Here is a 16,652-nt window from a genome sequence, read left to right as displayed (position 1 = left end):
CCTGACTCCTTGAGCGGAAAAGCCCTCAGCTGAGGGATGCAAACAAGATGGCGCCTGTCGGGCAGAGTTTCAATTGCTTGACGTAGGACGTGTCCTTGGCGGCGAGGAAGGCCACTGATGGAAGGGGTCTTCGCCTGTGATGATGTTAACGACAGATTCCAGGTCATCTGAGCAATGCTTCAGACCACATTCCCAGATGACTAGCACTCGCCACCCATGACTCACCAAATCAGCCCACTTCCGCCAATCACGAGCCACATTACCCTCCAACTTTTCCTTCCAGAACGTCTTGTTAGTCGCAGGTGATGAGGCGTAAAAGCAGTCTTTGTGCCTATGCCAGAAGCACCCATTCACAAAGATCGCGAGCCGGTGCTTTGGAAGCACAAGATCAGGTTTTCCGGGAAGATCCCCACGATGAAGCTGATACCGAAAGCCCCGAGCATGGAGGTAGCGACGTATCGCCAACTCGGGGCTGGTATTCTTGCCTCGTATCGAGGCCATCATTCTGGAACGGATTTGGGAGTTGGTAAGCTGAGACACTTTTAGACTCTAGGAGTGAGACAGTCCACGTATTCTTTTAAAAATTTTTCGCATTTTTTCTTGTTCTTCCGGCGATGAATAATGCGCTTGCCTGTGGCACCCCGGGCATAGTGCAATACAGTTTTCTAAAATATCTGGTCCACCCATAGCCAATGGTATGATGTGATGTGTTTCTATATAATTTTTATTAGAAGAATCCAAAAAAGGGATCCAACTACAGTTAGGGTATTCGCATTGATAATTCGCTCTTTCCTTCGCCTGTATCATTACCCTTGTATCTCTTTTCCATTGAGCGTATCCGGGAGTTTTTTGAGGGATATAATCAGAGGGAAGTTTTTCTAAACGGTCGGGTGGAAAGGCATTGTTGTCGCTAGATGTATAGAACGATATATTGTATCCATCCCAAATTAATGTTAGGTAATCTCCTTCGGTTAGTCTACTTGTTATTCTTCCGATTCTTGGTTCAGATGGGCGCTCAACGTTCCTGTTTGATGCATAGTAAGTGAATTGGGCAATTTCATTATTGTTTACCCAGCGACCAATACGAGCAGTATATCTTTTATTTGCAGGAAGAGTTTGGTCTGTATTTTCTTCTGTTTCTGCAAATATTGCGGCCATCTCAAGTATTTCTTGCTGCTCATTAGTTACGAAAAAAGCCCCTTTTCTTATATCATTAGGTGCAATTCTTTTTGTTGCGTAATGAAAATTATCAAAATAATTTGGCATGACTTACCTATATAAGAGCTTCTATGAAGCTCTTATATTACTACTAGTTTTTGTCCTGTGCAAGCTCTGGCTTAACTTAGGTGTTTATATGTCGTAGGGATATATCCTCAAGTGAAATATCGTGATTGATGCTTGATTGCACTTATATTTTAATTTTTTTGGTGGTGGTTTTGGTGATGCTTTTTCATGATCTTTATTTGTCTTTTGGTTGAGACTTTGAGCAGTCACAAGTGTCTACTTCCAATATCCTAAAGTTGATTTTCAGTAGTGAGAAATTTTAGTTCTCTTTGACGCGGCGCGTCTGCTTTGTCGCTACTGGCTAGCTGGGCAATTCTGAGCTTAACGAGTTCAGCTACAGCTTGGAACACAGGAACAACTACGGAGTTTCCAAATTGACGATAGGCCTGAGTGTCAGAAACTGGGATTATAAATTTACTTTCACCAACTTTATCAAATCCCATTAACCTAGCACATTCCTGTGGAGTTAGACGGCGAGGACGGTTTTCCATATTTTTTTCAGAGCTAAAAGGCTTGTTATCATTAAATCCACGGTCGACTAAAATCTCGGAACCATCCTTATGATAACGTGCGGAAAGTGTGCGTGCTGTATCATCAGGGCGTGTTAAACCAAAGCCAAAGCCATTACCCTTTTCACGATGCTTTTGCGCATAACGATAAAGATATTCCCATAGCTTTGGCGTAAGTATGTACTTGTCTGAAACCTCTTTGCTAAGTATATCGCCAAAGCTAGGTTTATCTTTCGGGTATAATTTTTCTATATCGCGAAGAGTGAATCCTGCGTGTATTTTGAGATCGCGACGGAAACCAACAAGCACGATACGTTCGCGGTGCTGAGGGATAAAATACTTAGCATCGATAACTTTAGGGTCTTTCCCCTTCGGAGCATTTACATCTGCGACATCATAACCTAGCTCGTCTAGTGCTTCACAAATCACTTTAAATGTATTGCCTTTATCATGACTCTTGAGGTTTTTTACATTCTCTAGCACAAAAGCTGGTGGACGCTTCGCTGCAATAATGCGGGCCACATCAAAGAACAATGTACCTTGAGCATCGCACTCGAACCCATGCTTGCGCCCCAAGGAGTTTTTCTTAGAGACGCCCGCTAGAGAGAAAGGCTGGCACGGAAAACCTGCTAGTAGAACATCGTGATCAGGGATCTCTCTATCAATATTTTTGTACGCTGTTTCTTCATCAATATCTAAATTTCCAGATAAGGTGATATCTCGAATATCGCGGTTGAATCGATGCGTGACCGGATCACAATAATGGTTGGCTTTATAAGTGCGGACAGCAAATTTGTCCCACTCTGAAGTGAAAACGCATTCTCCCTTTACAGCGTCAAAACCCTTACGTATTCCGCCAATCCCTGCAAATAGGTCAATGAAAGTGAAATCTGCATTTCCGTAGTGCTGCGGCTTTTGCGGCAGCATTTTTATTAAAGCTTGAGCCTCGTCCCAGCTTAAGGAAGTGTCAGCTTTTCCTTTTATTGTGCGATTTAGCGTTTCTCGACACCACTTGTTATGCACAGACTTTAATACGTTAGCTACAGTCCCCTGATCATAGATCTCTAGTACTTTTTCAAGCAGCTCGCGCCCCTCGAGCCCGTAATAGGAGTACGGATCCTGATGGTTCAATGTCGATGTGGCTGGGCTTTGGAGTAGGGACATGGAAATTCCTCTGGGTGAAAACTGTGACGAATTGCCACTATTGTATTCCGATTGATGGCTCGGTTCCAGGCTTGACTGGTTTTTTATCCAGTATGGTGGAACAATAAGTTTTCACCTGCTTTGCTATCACTCGATATTCTGAATCTGCTCGCGCATCTGCTCGATCAGCACCTTGAGCTCGACGGCGCAGCGGGTGGTGTCGGCGACGACGGATTTGGAGGAGAGGGTGTTGGCTTCGCGGTTGAGTTCCTGCATCAGGAAGTCGAGACGGCGGCCGATGGGGCCCTTCTGGGTGAGCTGACGACGGACTTCGCTGACGTGGGTGTCGAGGCGGTCGAGTTCTTCATCGACATCGGCCTTCTGGGCCATCAGGGTCAGTTCGGCTTCCAGGCGTTGCGGGTCGAGGGTGGCGCGAACTTCCTCGAGGCGAGCGAGCAGGGTTTCACGCTGTCGGGCGAGGATGTCCGGCATCAGGCGGCGGACTTCGGCGACGTGGCTGTCGACGCTGTCGAGGCGAGCGGTGATGAGTTCGGCGAGGCGTTCGCCTTCGCGGGCGCGGCCTTCGATGTGCTCGTCCAGCGCGCGCTTGAACAGACTCAAGGCATCGGCCTTGATGCGCTCCTGATCAGCGCCTTCGCGTACCAGTACGCCGGGATAGTCGAGCAGGGCGAGGCGTGAGGGCTGAGGGGCGTCCGGGCAGTGCTGGCCGACTTCGGCGAGCACGCGACTGAGTTCGCCAAGGCGTCTGGCATCGACGGCGAGGCTGTCGGCACCGGCTTCGGCGTCAAAGCGCAGCGAGAGTTCGACCTTGCCGCGATTGAGGCGCTTGCGCAGGCCTTCGCGGAAGGCGCTTTCGAGTTCGCGCAGGCTGTCGGGCAGGCGGAAGTGCGGTTCCAGATAACGCTGGTTCACCGAGCGCAGTTCCAGTGTCAGGGTGCCGTAGTCGGCTTCATGGGTCTGGCGGCTGAAGGCGGTCATGCTGTGGACCATGACGTGCTCCTGTCGGTTGGCAGTCGGGAAGAAGGGGCGGAGCATGAAGCGTCCGTGATGATTGTCTTGAAGTGTACGCTCGCCGCTCTTGAGCGCCCAGTGCTCTCGGGCGGGCGGCCCGGTGTGCGGTGAAGGTCGTCGCCCGTGGGCGTGGCGTGTAGACTCTGGCCTCCCGAAGACTGCAACAAAGGAATCCCCATGAGCGAAGCCAACGTGATCCGCCCCAGTGGCCGCACCCCGGAGCAGCCGCGCGAGATCCGCCTGACCCGTGAGTTCACTCGTCACGCCGAGGGCTCGGTGCTGGTGGAGTTCGGGGATACCCGCGTACTGTGCACCGCCTCTGTCGTGGCGGGCGTGCCGCGCTGGCTGCGCGGTTCCGGCAAGGGCTGGCTGACCGCCGAGTACGGCATGCTGCCGCGCGCGACCCACACCCGCAGTGATCGTGAGGCGGCGCGTGGCAAGCAGGGCGGTCGTACGGTGGAGATCCAGCGTCTGATCGGCCGTGCGCTGCGCGCTGCGGTAGATCTCAAGAAGCTGGGCGAATACACCATCACCATCGACTGCGATGTGCTGCAGGCCGATGGCGGCACGCGTACCGCGGCGATCACCGGTGGCTGTGTGGCGCTGGTCGATGCGCTGCAGGGCCTGCAGCGTGAGCGCAAGATCAAGACCGACCCGCTGGTGAGTCTGGTCAGCGCCGTGTCCGTCGGTATCTACAAGGGCGTGCCGGTCACGGATCTCGACTATCCGGAAGACAGCAAGGCCGATACCGACATGAACGTGGTGATGGCGGAAGGCAAGGGGCTGATCGAGGTGCAGGGCACGGCCGAAGGCGCAGCCTTTGATCGCGCCGAGCTCAACGCGCTGCTGGATCTCGCCGAGCGGACCGGAGCGGAGCTGTTCGCCGCGCAGCGTGCGGCGCTGGGCATGCCCGCCGAGGCCTGAGTCCTTTTTCGGGACCCGACGGAAAACGCCCCCATCGCTTGCGCGGTGGGGGCGTTTTCGTCAGTGCCGGATGGCACATCATGCGACTGGCAGGGTGGCCCGAGGCCGAGCGCTCAAGGCGAGACGCGACGGATCACAGTTCGAGGTCGTACTCGACGATCACCGGTGCGAATTCGCTGAAGGTCGCGTCGGTATCGATCCATGCGTCCTTGATGTGACGACGCAGGTTCGGGTCGATGACCTGATAGTCCAGGCGCCAGCCTTCCTGACGGGCGCGCGGCTGGTCACTGTCCAGCGCCGGCCACCAGGAGTACTGGTGAGCCTCGCGATTGACCTCACGGAAGGCATCGATGAAGCCGATCGGGCCGAAGACCTGATCCATCCAGGCGCGCTCTTCCGGCTTGAAGCCGGGCGTCATCTGGTTGTCGGACCAGTTGGCGAGATCGACGGTCTTGTGGGCCACATGCCAGGTGCCGCAGATCATGTAATCACGACGCTTGCGGCGCAGCTTGCTGAGGTATTCCTGATACTGCTCCATGAAGGCGCCCTTGGCGTCCGGATCACTGCCGTCAGGCATCAGGAAGGAGCAGATGCTGAAGCGGTCGTAATCGGCCTGCAGGTAGCGGCCTTCGTTGTCGCACTGCTCGAAGCCCAGTCCATACATGATGGCCTTGGGAATCTGGCGGCAGTAGAGGCCTACGCCCGAGAAGCCGTCTTTCTCGGCGTCAAGGAAGTAGCCTTCATACCCTTCCGGGTAGAGGATGCTGTCGTCGAGCTCGAAGCTCTTGGCCTTGAGGTTCTGGATGCAGACGACGTCGGCGTCCTGACTGGCAAGCCAGTCGAGGAAGCCGCGGCTGACCGCTTCTCGAATACCATTGACGTTAACTGTAGCGATTTTCATACGTGGTCCCTGGTTCGTCGCGCCTGTATGATACCCGAGCTTTAGACGATTTGGTAAATGGCTAACGAATTCAAAGGTGATATCGGATGCAGGACTACCAGCGGGAGTTCATTGAGTTTGCCATCGAGCAGGACGTGCTGCGGTTTGGCGAGTTTACGCTCAAGTCCGGGCGGGTGAGCCCCTACTTCTTCAATGCTGGCCTGTTCCGCTCCGGTCAGGCGTTGGCGCGCCTGGGCCGTTTCTACGCCCGCGCCATCGTCGACTCGGGCCTGGAGGCCGACGTGCTGTTCGGCCCTGCCTACAAGGGCATCCCGCTGGGTGCCGTGACGGCCGTCGCGCTGGCCGACCACCATCAGCGCGACATGCCGTTTACCTTCAATCGCAAGGAAGCCAAGACGCATGGTGAAGGCGGCTCGCTGGTCGGCGCGCCCCTGGAAGGCCGCGTGATGATCATCGATGACGTCATCACCGCCGGTACCGCCATCGGCGAAGTGATGGAGATCATCCACGCCGAGCGTGCCAAGGCGGCGGGGGTCGTGATCGCTCTGGACCGTCAGGAGCGTGCTCCGGATGGACAGGGTGGCCTGAAAGCGAACAGTGCCATCCAGGAAGTGGAAGCACGTTTCTCCATGCCCGTGGTCAGTATCGTGACGCTCGACCAGGTGCTGGAGTATCTTGAGCAATACGCACAGCAGGAACTGTCTGGGTACGCGGCAGCTATCCGCGACTATCGTGCGCAGTACGGTCTCCAGAGCGCCTGAGAGCGCTCATGACCCGCGCACACCACATTTCCCAGTCACGTAGAGAGACATGCACATGACAGCTTACCGTAACATTCTCGGCCTTTCGGCAGCTATCCTTGCCGCTAGCCTGTCCGCCCCGGCACTCGCCGGCAACGCCGATCTCAACCTCAACAGTGAAGCCGTCCAGGGCGAGCTGAACGGCGAGATCAGCAACGGCGTCCAGCTCGGCGGCGGTATCCTGTCCAGCGATGACCACGATGATGTCACCGCCGGTCACGTCCAGCTGCTGGGCACCGAGCGCACCAGCGAATACGACGTGGGCCTCGGCGCACGCTGGAGCCAGTACGACACCGACCACGGTGACGGCGGCGGTCTGGGCCTGGGCGGCTATGGCTACTACTACCTGCCGGGCGCGCCGCGCGTCTCGCTGGGTGGCTATGGCTACGTCACCCCGAACGTCGTGACCAGCGACGAGCTGGAGCACAGCTACGAGTACGGTCTGCGCGCCCGCTACCAGGTCATCGACAACGTCGAAGGTTATGTCGGCTACCGCAAGGTGAAGGCGGACTTCGACAACCGTGACGAGCGCACGCTGGATTCCGGCCCGCTGGTCGGCATGCGTCTGCAGTTCTGATTCCCGCCCTGCGCGACGGATGCGCATTGCGGTAAGATGGCGGGCCCTTCGGGGCCCGCTTTGCGTTGTCCTGGCGGGCGGTGCTGCCATGAGGGGAATGCTGGCCTGCCAACGCCCTGTTTCGTCATCTGCCGCGAGTTCGCTCATGCTCGATATCGTGCTCTATCAGCCCGAGATTCCGCCCAATACCGGCAACATCATCCGCCTGTGCGCCAATACCGGCTTTCGCCTGCATCTGATCGAGCCGCTCGGGTTCGAGCTGGAGGACAAGCGCCTGCGGCGTGCCGGACTCGATTATCATGAGTGGGCACGTGTCCAGCGCCATGCCTGCCTCGAGGCCTTCGTCGCGAGCGTGAAGCCTGCGCGGATCTTCGCGCTCTCGACGCGGGGCCGCACCGCGCCACATGAGGCCAGCTTCCAGGCCGGTGATGCGCTGGTGTTCGGCCCGGAGACGCGCGGCCTGCCACAGGCGATGCTCGACAGTCTCCCCCGCGAGCAGGTATTGCGCCTGCCGATGCTGGCCGACAGCCGCAGCATGAATCTGTCGAATGCCGTCGCCGTCGTCGTCTACGAAAGCTGGCGTCAGCTCGACTTTGCCGGGGCCGTGCAGCTCGATTGAGTGCGCTGCCCGGTCGTGCCCGGCACCGCCAGAGATGTTTCTTCGATTGATTTCCTCGCCCAGCAGGACACCGTGATGACCGAGATCCGTGATCGCCTCGCCAAGCTCAATCCCCGCCAGCAGGAAGCCGTGCGTGCCATCGATGGCCCCTGTCTGGTACTGGCAGGGGCCGGTTCCGGCAAGACCAGCGTGATCACGACCAAGATCGCCTATCTGGTGCAGGAATGCGGCATGAAGGCACGCAACATCGCCGCCGTGACCTTCACCAACAAGGCGGCGCGCGAGATGAAGGAGCGAGTCGGCAAGATGCTCAAGGGCCGCGAGGGCCACGGGCTGATCGTCTCGACCTTCCACACCCTCGGCCTGACCATCATCCGCGGCGAGCTGAAGACATTGGGCTACAAGCCGGGCTTCTCGCTGTTCGACACCGATGACGCCAAGGTGTTGATCAAGGAGCTGATGCACAAGGAAGCCGACACCGACGCCGAGCAGATCAATGCGGTGCAGAGCCAGATTTCCACCTGGAAGAATGACCTCATCCTGCCCGGGGCGGCGCTGTCGCATGCCGAGGATGAAGACGCCCAGTACGCCGCAGTGATCTACGAGGCCTACAACCGGCATCTCAAGGCCTACAACGCGGTGGACTTCGATGACCTGATCCTGCTGCCGGTGGTGCTGTTCCGTGACCACCCCGAGGTGCTGGCACGCTGGCAACGGCGCATCCACTACATGCTGGTCGATGAGTATCAGGACACCAACATCAGTCAGTACCTGCTGGTGAAGATGCTGATGCAGGAGCGTCAGACCTTCACCGTGGTGGGGGACGATGATCAGTCCATCTACGCCTGGCGTGGCGCGCGCCCCGAGAACCTCGTCACCCTCGGCGAGGATTTCCCGCGCCTCAATCTGATCAAGCTGGAGCAGAACTATCGCTCCACCGGCATCATCCTGCGCGCGGCGAACACCCTGATCGCCAACAACCCGCACGTCTACGACAAGACGCTGTGGTCGCAGATGGGCGATGGCGACCCGATCCGCATCATCATGAATCGCAACGAAGAGGCTGAGGCCGAGCGCGTGGCGGGGGAGATCCTGACGCGGCGCATCAAGGAAGGCGCCGAGTGGCGTGATTTCGCGGTGCTCTATCGTGGCAACTTCCAGGCGCGCCTCCTGGAGCTGAAGCTGCAGCACTATCAGATTCCCTACAAGCTTTCCGGCGGTACCTCCTTCTTCGGGCGCAACGAGATCAAGGATGCGATGGCCTATCTGCGTCTGTTGATCAACCCGGCGGACGACAATGCCTTCCTGCGCATCGTCAACGTGCCGCGACGCGAAGTCGGGCCGGGCACGCTGGAGAAGCTGGCCAACTACGCCACCGGGCGTGGCGTGTCACTCTACGCCGCCTGCAGCGAGATGGGCCTGCGTGAGCAGCTCAGCGAGCGCGCCCTGGACAGGCTGGGTCGCTTCACCCACACGCTGGACCGCGTGCGTCGCGAGATGGACGCCGGTCAGTCGATCAGCGCGATCCGCGAGCTGTTTCATGAAGTGGATTACGAGGGCTGGCTGTATCAGAACGCCAGTGCCCCCAAGATCGCCGAGCGGCGCATGGCCAACGTCTGGATCCTGATCGACCAGCTGGAGAAGTCGATCAGCGGCAATCCCCAGGAGGAGGTGGAAGAGCTTGAGGGCAGCGAGGCGATGGTCGGTGACACCGAGACCGGTGATGTCGCGGCGGCCATCTCACGTCTGGTGCTGCGCGACATTCTCGAGCAGCAGGCCGAGGAGGACGATTCGGACCGTGTGCAGCTGCTGACGCTGCATGCCTCCAAGGGCCTGGAATTCCCGCACGTCTACGTGATGGGGCTGGAGGAAGACCTGTTGCCGCACCGCAACTCCATCGAGATGGAGACGGTTGAGGAGGAACGTCGCCTCGCCTATGTCGGCATCACGCGGGCACGGCGCACGCTGGTGCTGACACTGGCCCGGCAGCGCAAGACCTATGGCGAGATGATGGACTGCGTGCCGAGTCGCTTCCTGGACGAGCTGCCCCCCGAGGATCTCGAGTGGGAAGGGCGTGCCGACAAGCCGCAGGATCAGGAGAAGAAGGTGGCCCGCGGTCGGGATGCCATCGCGGGCCTGCGTTCCCTGCTCGGTTAGTCGCGCTCGAGGGTCAGCGCACGGAGTCGAGCAGATAGTCCACGGCGGCCTTCACTTCCTCATCGGACAGCGCCGGGTTGCCGCCCTTGGCCGGCATGGCATTGAAACCTTCGATGGCATGGGTATAGAGCGTCTCGTCGCCCTTGGCGAGACGCGCTTCCCAGTCGCCGGCCTCACCCAGACGCGGTGCGCCTGCCGCGCCCGTGGTATGGCAGGCCATGCAGATACCGCCGTAGACCTTCTCACCGTCGATCGCGCTGGCAGCACGGGCGGAGTCAGTCTCCGCCGCCGCAGACGGCTGTTGGCCCGCTCCGGCCATGTCACCTGCGCAACTCTCACCTTTCAGGCATAGCTCACCCACCGGCTTGAGGCGCTCGGCGATGGCGTCATGCGAATTGTCCGCGGCGAGCGCCTGTGAACTGACAAGCACGCTGAACAGCATCGCGCTCAGGGAAACCGGCAGGGATGAGCGCGTGAGGAATGACGCGGATGGCTGGCGAGCTTGCATGAGGTGCACCTTTTGAAGGCTGTGTATCGAGCCAGTATAGCGCTGGCCGAGGGAGCGGCAACCGTGTGACGGGCGTGATATCTCGACAACGTAGAATCAAGACGTTACCATAAGCGCGCCTTGGTTCTCCGCAACCATGGCATGCGCGCCCATAGCTCAGCTGGATAGAGTACTGCCCTCCGAAGGCAGGGGTCGCAGGTTCAAATCCTGCTGGGCGCGCCAACGAATTCCGTCATCGGCCTATCGGCAGGATGACATCCGAGAAGCCCTCGCACCTCACGGTGCGGGGGCTTCTTGCATTCTGGCTTGCGTGGACTGTCGTGCAGACTTTCTTTGACGCCATCAAACGAGTGTTCTAAAACGGAGTGAGCCACGACGACGTCTGTCATTCTCGACAGCTCCCACCGGATACGCTCATGACGCCTGCTTCCCCTGTAGACCCCCGTGCTGTTGACGACCTGCCTGCCACCTCCGACGCTGCGACTGCCTCATCAGACCACGAGGGAGAGGCCGAGATGGCTCGCATGCGTGAGTTGCTGGACGCTCAGCGAGCAGCCTTCGCCCACGCGCCGATGCCGAGTGCCGAGGAGCGGCGTGGCTGGCTGGCAGCGCTGCGTGATGCCCTCAATGCGCACGAGGAGGCCTTGGTCGCGGCCATCAGCCGAGATTTCGGTCATCGCAGTGCTCACGAGACACGCCTGGCGGAACTGGTACCGAGCTACGAGGGCATTCGCCATGCACGCCGTCACCTGAAGGGCTGGATGAAGCCCTCGAAGCGCCACGTCAGCGCCGCCTTCCAGCCAGCCAGTGCAAGTGTCGTCTACCAGCCACTTGGTGTGGTCGGCATCATCGTGCCGTGGAACTATCCGCTGTATCTGGCGATCGGCCCCTTGATCAGCGCGCTGAGCGCCGGCAATCGGGTGATGATCAAGATGAGCGAATTCACGCCGGAAACCGCCGAGGCGCTGCGCGGCATGCTCGCGGATGCCTTCGAGGAAGTGCAGGTCGCGGTGGTGACCGGCGAGGCCGAGGTCGCGGCGGCCTTCTCGGCACTGCCCTTCGACCACCTGCTGTTCACCGGCAGCACGGCGGTGGGCCGGCATGTGATGCGCGCCGCGGCGGAGAATCTGACCCCCGTCACGCTGGAGCTGGGCGGCAAGTCGCCGGTGATCATGTCGCGCCAGTTGATGGCGGACGACGCGCAGCGCCGCGAGGCGGCCTCACGTCTTGCCTTCGGCAAGGGCATGAATGCCGGCCAGACCTGTGTCGCTCCGGATTACGTGCTGTGTGCGGAAGATCAGATCGAGTCGCTGGTTCAGGCGTTGGGGGAGTGCTTCCAGCGCTTCTATCCGCGCTTCGCCGAGACGCAGGATTACTCGCGCATCATCAATCAGCGTCAATACCAGCGCGTGAGGGAAGTGCTCGAGGATGCACTGGCCAAGGGTGCGACGCTCAGGCCACTGCTCGACAGCCCTGACTGGGATGACCCGGTGCTGGTCGAGAAGCGTCTGATGCCGCCGCTGGCACTGCTTGAGGTGACGGATGAGATGCGGGTGATGCAGGAGGAGATCTTCGGGCCGCTGCTGCCGATTGTCGCGCTGCCGGACGCGGCGGTGGATGAGCTGTCCGCTGCGATGGCCTACGTGAATGCGCGCCCACGCCCGCTGGCGCTTTACTACTTCGGCCACGACAAGCACGAACAGCAGCGGGTCACCGAGGGCACGCATGCAGGCGGAATGTGTCTGAACGACACCCTGCTGCATGTGGCGCAGGATGACATGCCGTTCGGCGGCATCGGGCCATCCGGCATGGGGCATTACCACGGGCGGGAAGGATTCCAGACGCTGAGCAAGGCCAAGGGCGTCTTTGCCAAGGGGCGCATGAATGGCGCGAAGCTGATGTATCCGCCCTATGCCGACGGGCCGGCAGCACGCGCCATCCATGGTCTGATCCGCCGCCTGCTGATGCGCTAGGCGCTGTCAGCGGTGCAGATCGCCCGCGCTTTCCGGCTGGTAGTGGAGCGCCTCGATGCGTACCTCGTGCAGGCTACCATCCGGCAGCTGCCACTCGATGAGGCTACCGACCCGCAGCCCCAGCAGAGCGGCTCCCAGAGGCGCCAGTACTGACAGGCCATCCTGCTGGTCTGACAGGGCGTGCGGATAGACCAGTGTGCGTATCAGGGTCTGCTGGCGGGTCAGATCCGTGAACTCCACGCGGCTGTTCATGCTGACGATATCGGCGGGCACCTCGTGAGGCTCGACGATATCGCCGCGCTCCAGTTCGTCCTCAAGCTGTTCCGCCACCTGGCGGTCGGCAGCCGAGACGCGATCAATCAGGCGCTCGAGGCGTTCGGCATCCAGACGATTGATGATGATCGAGGGAAGTGTGGCCATGTGACCTCCTGTCAGGTGTGGTATCCGCGCCTTGCTGACAAGGCCTGGCGAGTTACCAAAAAAACAGCCCTCCGCCGGGTAGGCGAAGGACTGTGTGCAGAAGTCATCATATAAACTTCACTCAGCGCTGGATAGTCCTGCAAGCCATCGTTTCAGGCGCTGGAGCTGACGAACAACCAGTCGCTGATCTCGGCATGATTCAACACCACCAATTGCTGCGCACGGGGCGACTCATCCAGATAATCCGGATTGATGCCCAGCTCACGCAGCACATACTGGACGAGGGCGCCGCGAGTCGGGAGGTGAAGCTCGCCGTCGACCATGCCGTGGTCCTGTTCGATCAGGCCACGCTCATCTGGCGTCAGGCGAGGGTCTGCCCCCAGGCGCAGGGTGACCCGGGTTTCCCAGCCGTCATCGAATTCACGTTGACTGCCTTCAAGGGCCTCGCCGAACAGCTCAGGGACATCGCGGAATCGAGACAGCACGAAGTCGCGAAAAGCCCGGTTCTTCTCACAGAAGGCCCGCACATGCCAGCGACCTGCGGCATAGACCAGCGTATGTGGACACAGGATACGCTCTTCCCCCTGAGGGGAGTTCAAAGAGGCGTAGGTGACCTCCAGGCGTGCTCCCTGGCTGGCCGCTTCAATCAATGTCCGGACCACGGGCGGGCTGGCGCTGCGGGACGGCAAGCGGAGCGCCTCGGTGTTGGCCTGACCGAGTCCGAGTCCGGTGAAGTGGGGATTCAGATTGTCATGATTGCCGAGCAGCTGCAGATATTCATCCACCTCACCCCGCGTCAGCATCGGGTGAAAATTGGCGGAGGGGCGGTAGCCCTTGATCACGGGATCATATTCAAGATTGTGTTCGGCGACGGTCTCGCGATAGGTCTTCATGACGCGTGACGCCTGCTGGCGTGCTATCCCGAAGGCGTTGCCCAGATGACGTGACGTGACGCGGCCTTCCCACAGGGCGATGATCTCGATCAGACGGTAGCGTGCCAGCGTGTCCCAGGGCAGGGTTTCCAGGCGTTCCTTGATGCTCATTGATGAATCCTTTCATACGGGTCTTCTATGGCGCCGAAATGCGAGATTGCTGGAGAGGGCCCTGGCAATGGCAACGCGTGGCAGGCGTCATTGATGATCGGGAAGATGACCCGGTTCCGGGCTTCCTGTGATGGCTGAGGACTTCTTAAATGCTGGGTAGGCATGAAAAAAGCTCCGGCAGAAGATACCTGTTCGGATGCGTTGACCCCAGTGTCCGCGAAAGGCGCGACTTCATTGCGTCGCATGAAAGTGACGCATTGAAATAATCTGTTGCCATATAAACAGGTTCCAGTTTTCTATTGCGGCTTCTGGCCATTACGGGCAACAAGTTGGCGCATCCGAAAACCACTATCGCCGGGTGGAAGAGAGCAGCACTGCGATATGCGCAACAACAGAAGCTTGATATGACTCACATTTAAGAGGTTAGAACGCGTTAGGCCAAGGAACGGACGTTTGAGGGGGGAAACTGCCGGCCCTAATGGCGACGCACTATCTGCAATGACATGCTCGAGTATTAGGGAAGTGGCGTTGTTAACGCCTGAAACGCAAAAGACCCGCCGGGAGGCGGGTCTTTTGCGTTTCAAGCTTGCCCTCCACTTGGGGAGGAGGGCTGCACGGGCAGCGTCTTACTTGCTGGCGCGCTTGCGCTCGTTCTCTTTCAGGTACTTCTTGCGGATACGGATGTGCAGCGGAGTGACTTCCACCAGCTCATCGGAATCCAGGAACTCGATCGCCTGTTCCAGGGTGAAGCGGATCGGCGGCGTCAGCACGATGTTCTCGTCGTTGCCGGTGGAGCGCATGTTATCCAGCTTCTTGGCCTTGGTCGGGTTGACGACCAGGTCGTTGGCACGGTTGTGGATACCCACCAGCATGCCTTCATAGACTTCGGTACCGTGACCGATGATCAGCTTGCCGCGCTCCTGCAGAGTGTACAGGGCGTAGGACAGTGCCTTGCCCGGCACCATGGAGATCATGACACCGTTGCGACGCTCGACGCCTGCGCCTTCCTTCAGGTCACCGTAGTGATCGAAGCGGCTGGTCAGGATGCCGGTACCGGAGGTCAGGGTCAGGAACTGGCCACGGAAGCCGATCAGACCACGTGACGGGATGATGAAGTCCAGACGCACACGACCCTTGCCATCCGGGTTCATGTTGGTCAGCTCACCCTTGCGGTAGCCCAGCTCTTCCATGATGGAGCCCTGGTGCTGCTCTTCACAGTCGATGATGACTTCTTCGTACGGCTCCTGCTTCTTGCCGTCGATTTCCTTGATGATGACTTCCGGGCGGCCCACGGCCAGCTCGAAGCCTTCACGACGCATGGATTCGATCAGTACGGAGAGGTGCAGCTCACCACGGCCGGAAACGACGAATTTCTCCGGCGTCTCACCCTGTTCGACGCGCAGGGCGACGTTGTGGATCAGTTCCTGATCCAGACGCTCACGGATGTTGCGGCTGGTGACGAACTTGCCGTCCTGACCGGCGAACGGAGAGTCATTGACCTGGAAGGTCATGGAGACGGTCGGCTCATCGACGGTCAGCGGCGGCAGCGCTTCGACGGTCGCGGTGTCGCAGATGGTGTCGGAGATCGCGAGGTTCTCGATACCGGTGATGCAGACGATGTCGCCGGCGGTCGCCTTGTCGGTCTGCACGCGGTCCAGACCCATGTGGGTCATGACCTGGCCGATCTTGCCCTTGCGGACAGCGCCTTCCTTGGTGACGATGGAAACCTGCTGACCCGGGCTGACAGAACCGCGCTTGATGCGGCCCAGACCGATGACGCCGACGTAGCTGTTGTAGTCCAGTGCGGAGATCTGCATCTGGAACGGACCGTCCAGCTCGACCTTCGGCGGCTCGACGATGTCGACTATGGACTGGAACATCGGGTCCATGGTGTCTTGCAGGTCTTCCGGATCCATGCCGGCAATGCCGTTGAGGGCAGAGCAGTAGATGATCGGGAAGTCGAGCTGCTCGTCAGTCGCGCCCAGGTTGTCGAACAGATCGAAGATCTGGTCGACGACCCAGTCAGGACGAGAGCCCGGACGGTCGATCTTGTTGACGACGACGATCGGCTTCAGACCCTGGGCGAAAGCCTTCTGGGTCACGAAGCGAGTCTGCGGCATCGGGCCATCGACAGCATCGACCAGCAGCAGCACGGAATCGACCATGGACATCACGCGCTCGACTTCGCCACCGAAGTCAGCGTGCCCAGGGGTATCCACGATGTTGATGTGGTAATCGTTCCACTGGATCGCGGTGTTCTTCGCGAGAATGGTGATGCCGCGCTCTTTTTCCTGGTCGTTGGAATCCATGATGCGTTCCTGACCCTCGGCCTTGCGGTCCAGGGTGCCAGACTGACTCAGGAGCTTGTCGACCAGGGTAGTTTTACCGTGGTCAACGTGGGCGATGATGGCTATGTTGCGAAGTTTCTCGATCACGACGGGAACCTGTGCGGAAAATGGGCGCTCGCGTACCGGGCGCTTGTGATTTGGGGCGCATTATAGGGGGCATGGCATGCCTCCTGCCAGCATCGTGCATTCACGAGGCGGGTCAGTGAGAGCCATGGATTGGCCTGAAGTGCCCAAATGATTGTCTCTCAAGTCTTTTCCGCGCGCTTGTGACAGATGAAAAAAAACTTGTGGCCAGGGGCTGCCATGACGATCACGAGCGAAAAAGACCGTCATCGACAGCGAGTTCTCTCGAATTGACGCGGCCAGCGTGAGGCTGATGTGACCGGTCAGATCGGCCTGATGGCTCGCTGTGCA

General features: G+C 59.1%; 15 protein-coding genes and 1 tRNA gene. 7 read left to right on the top strand and 9 right to left on the bottom strand.

Going from position 1 to position 16,652, the window contains the following annotated elements:
• Positions 1–69 precede the first annotated feature (69 nt).
• The 4 genes from BOH68_RS17185 to BOH68_RS17170 form a co-directional block, all read right to left on the bottom strand.
• Positions 70–540 carry a very short patch repair endonuclease gene (locus BOH68_RS17185; RefSeq protein WP_077379889.1) on the bottom strand — a complete coding sequence of 157 codons (471 nt, stop codon included), beginning with the start codon at positions 538–540 and terminating at the stop codon, positions 70–72.
• 9 nt (positions 541–549) lie between these two features.
• The gene (locus tag BOH68_RS17180; protein WP_077379891.1) at positions 550–1,266 is read right to left on the bottom strand and encodes an HNH endonuclease; all 717 of its coding nucleotides are present in this window, start codon (positions 1,264–1,266) and stop codon (positions 550–552) included.
• A 248-nt stretch (positions 1,267–1,514) separates the two neighbouring features.
• Positions 1,515–2,957, bottom strand: a complete 1,443-nt coding sequence (dcm, locus tag BOH68_RS17175) for a DNA (cytosine-5-)-methyltransferase (protein ID WP_077379893.1) — start codon at positions 2,955–2,957, stop codon at positions 1,515–1,517.
• Between the two features lie 126 nt (positions 2,958–3,083).
• Complete coding sequence (locus BOH68_RS17170; protein WP_077379895.1) at positions 3,084–3,947, bottom strand: YicC/YloC family endoribonuclease; 864 nt, start codon at positions 3,945–3,947, stop codon at positions 3,084–3,086.
• A gap of 198 nt (positions 3,948–4,145) precedes the next feature.
• Here BOH68_RS17170 and rph point away from each other — a divergent pair, with 198 nt between their 5' ends.
• A complete protein-coding gene (gene rph, locus BOH68_RS17165) occupies positions 4,146–4,892 on the top strand; it encodes a ribonuclease PH (protein WP_077379897.1) in 747 nt (248 codons plus the stop codon).
• 133 nt (positions 4,893–5,025) lie between these two features.
• On the opposite strand, the gene BOH68_RS17160 is transcribed toward rph, so the two are convergent.
• The gene (locus BOH68_RS17160; RefSeq protein ID WP_077379899.1) at positions 5,026–5,793 is read right to left on the bottom strand and encodes an exodeoxyribonuclease III; all 768 of its coding nucleotides are present in this window, start codon (positions 5,791–5,793) and stop codon (positions 5,026–5,028) included.
• 86 nt (positions 5,794–5,879) lie between these two features.
• Here BOH68_RS17160 and pyrE point away from each other — a divergent pair, with 86 nt between their 5' ends.
• The 4 genes from pyrE to rep all read left to right on the top strand — a co-directional run bounded on the left by pyrE (position 5,880) and on the right by rep (position 9,946).
• Positions 5,880–6,554 carry an orotate phosphoribosyltransferase gene (gene pyrE, locus BOH68_RS17155; RefSeq protein ID WP_077379901.1) on the top strand — a complete coding sequence of 225 codons (675 nt, stop codon included), beginning with the start codon at positions 5,880–5,882 and terminating at the stop codon, positions 6,552–6,554.
• 55 nt (positions 6,555–6,609) lie between these two features.
• Entirely contained in the window at positions 6,610–7,170 is a 561-nt protein-coding gene (locus BOH68_RS17150; protein WP_077379903.1) for a YfaZ family outer membrane protein, read from the top strand.
• Between the two features lie 145 nt (positions 7,171–7,315).
• Positions 7,316–7,789: a tRNA (uridine(34)/cytosine(34)/5-carboxymethylaminomethyluridine(34)-2'-O)-methyltransferase TrmL gene (gene trmL / locus BOH68_RS17145; protein WP_077379905.1), complete on the top strand. Its 474-nt coding sequence runs from the start codon at positions 7,316–7,318 to the stop codon at positions 7,787–7,789.
• 75 nt (positions 7,790–7,864) lie between these two features.
• A complete protein-coding gene (gene rep, locus BOH68_RS17140; protein ID WP_077379907.1) occupies positions 7,865–9,946 on the top strand; it encodes a DNA helicase Rep in 2,082 nt (693 codons plus the stop codon).
• Between the two features lie 13 nt (positions 9,947–9,959).
• Here rep and BOH68_RS17135 read toward each other — a convergent pair whose 3' ends face one another.
• Positions 9,960–10,454, bottom strand: coding sequence for a c-type cytochrome (locus tag BOH68_RS17135; protein ID WP_077379909.1), 495 nt, complete (start codon positions 10,452–10,454; stop codon positions 9,960–9,962).
• Between the two features lie 145 nt (positions 10,455–10,599).
• On the opposite strand from BOH68_RS17135, the gene BOH68_RS17130 reads away from it, so the two are divergent.
• Positions 10,600–10,676 (top strand) — tRNA-Arg (locus tag BOH68_RS17130).
• Between the two features lie 293 nt (positions 10,677–10,969).
• Positions 10,970–12,427: a coniferyl aldehyde dehydrogenase gene (locus BOH68_RS17125; RefSeq protein WP_103751493.1), complete on the top strand. Its 1,458-nt coding sequence runs from the start codon at positions 10,970–10,972 to the stop codon at positions 12,425–12,427.
• Positions 12,428–12,433: 6 nt separating this feature from the next.
• On the opposite strand, the gene rnk is transcribed toward BOH68_RS17125, so the two are convergent.
• From rnk to typA, 3 genes are all read right to left on the bottom strand, one after another.
• Positions 12,434–12,847 carry a nucleoside diphosphate kinase regulator gene (gene rnk / locus BOH68_RS17120; RefSeq protein WP_077379911.1) on the bottom strand — a complete coding sequence of 138 codons (414 nt, stop codon included), beginning with the start codon at positions 12,845–12,847 and terminating at the stop codon, positions 12,434–12,436.
• Between the two features lie 152 nt (positions 12,848–12,999).
• Entirely contained in the window at positions 13,000–13,890 is an 891-nt protein-coding gene (locus BOH68_RS17115; RefSeq protein WP_077379913.1) for a WYL domain-containing protein, read from the bottom strand.
• A 626-nt stretch (positions 13,891–14,516) separates the two neighbouring features.
• Positions 14,517–16,325, bottom strand: a complete 1,809-nt coding sequence (gene typA / locus BOH68_RS17110; protein WP_077379915.1) for a translational GTPase TypA — start codon at positions 16,323–16,325, stop codon at positions 14,517–14,519.
• Positions 16,326–16,652 lie beyond the last annotated feature (327 nt).

This window comes from Cobetia sp. MM1IDA2H-1 (assembly GCF_002916775.2).
Taxonomy (GTDB): domain Bacteria; phylum Pseudomonadota; class Gammaproteobacteria; order Pseudomonadales; family Halomonadaceae; genus Cobetia; species Cobetia marina.
Note: the sequence above shows the minus strand (reverse complement) of the source record. Positions and strands in the feature narration are given on the sequence as shown.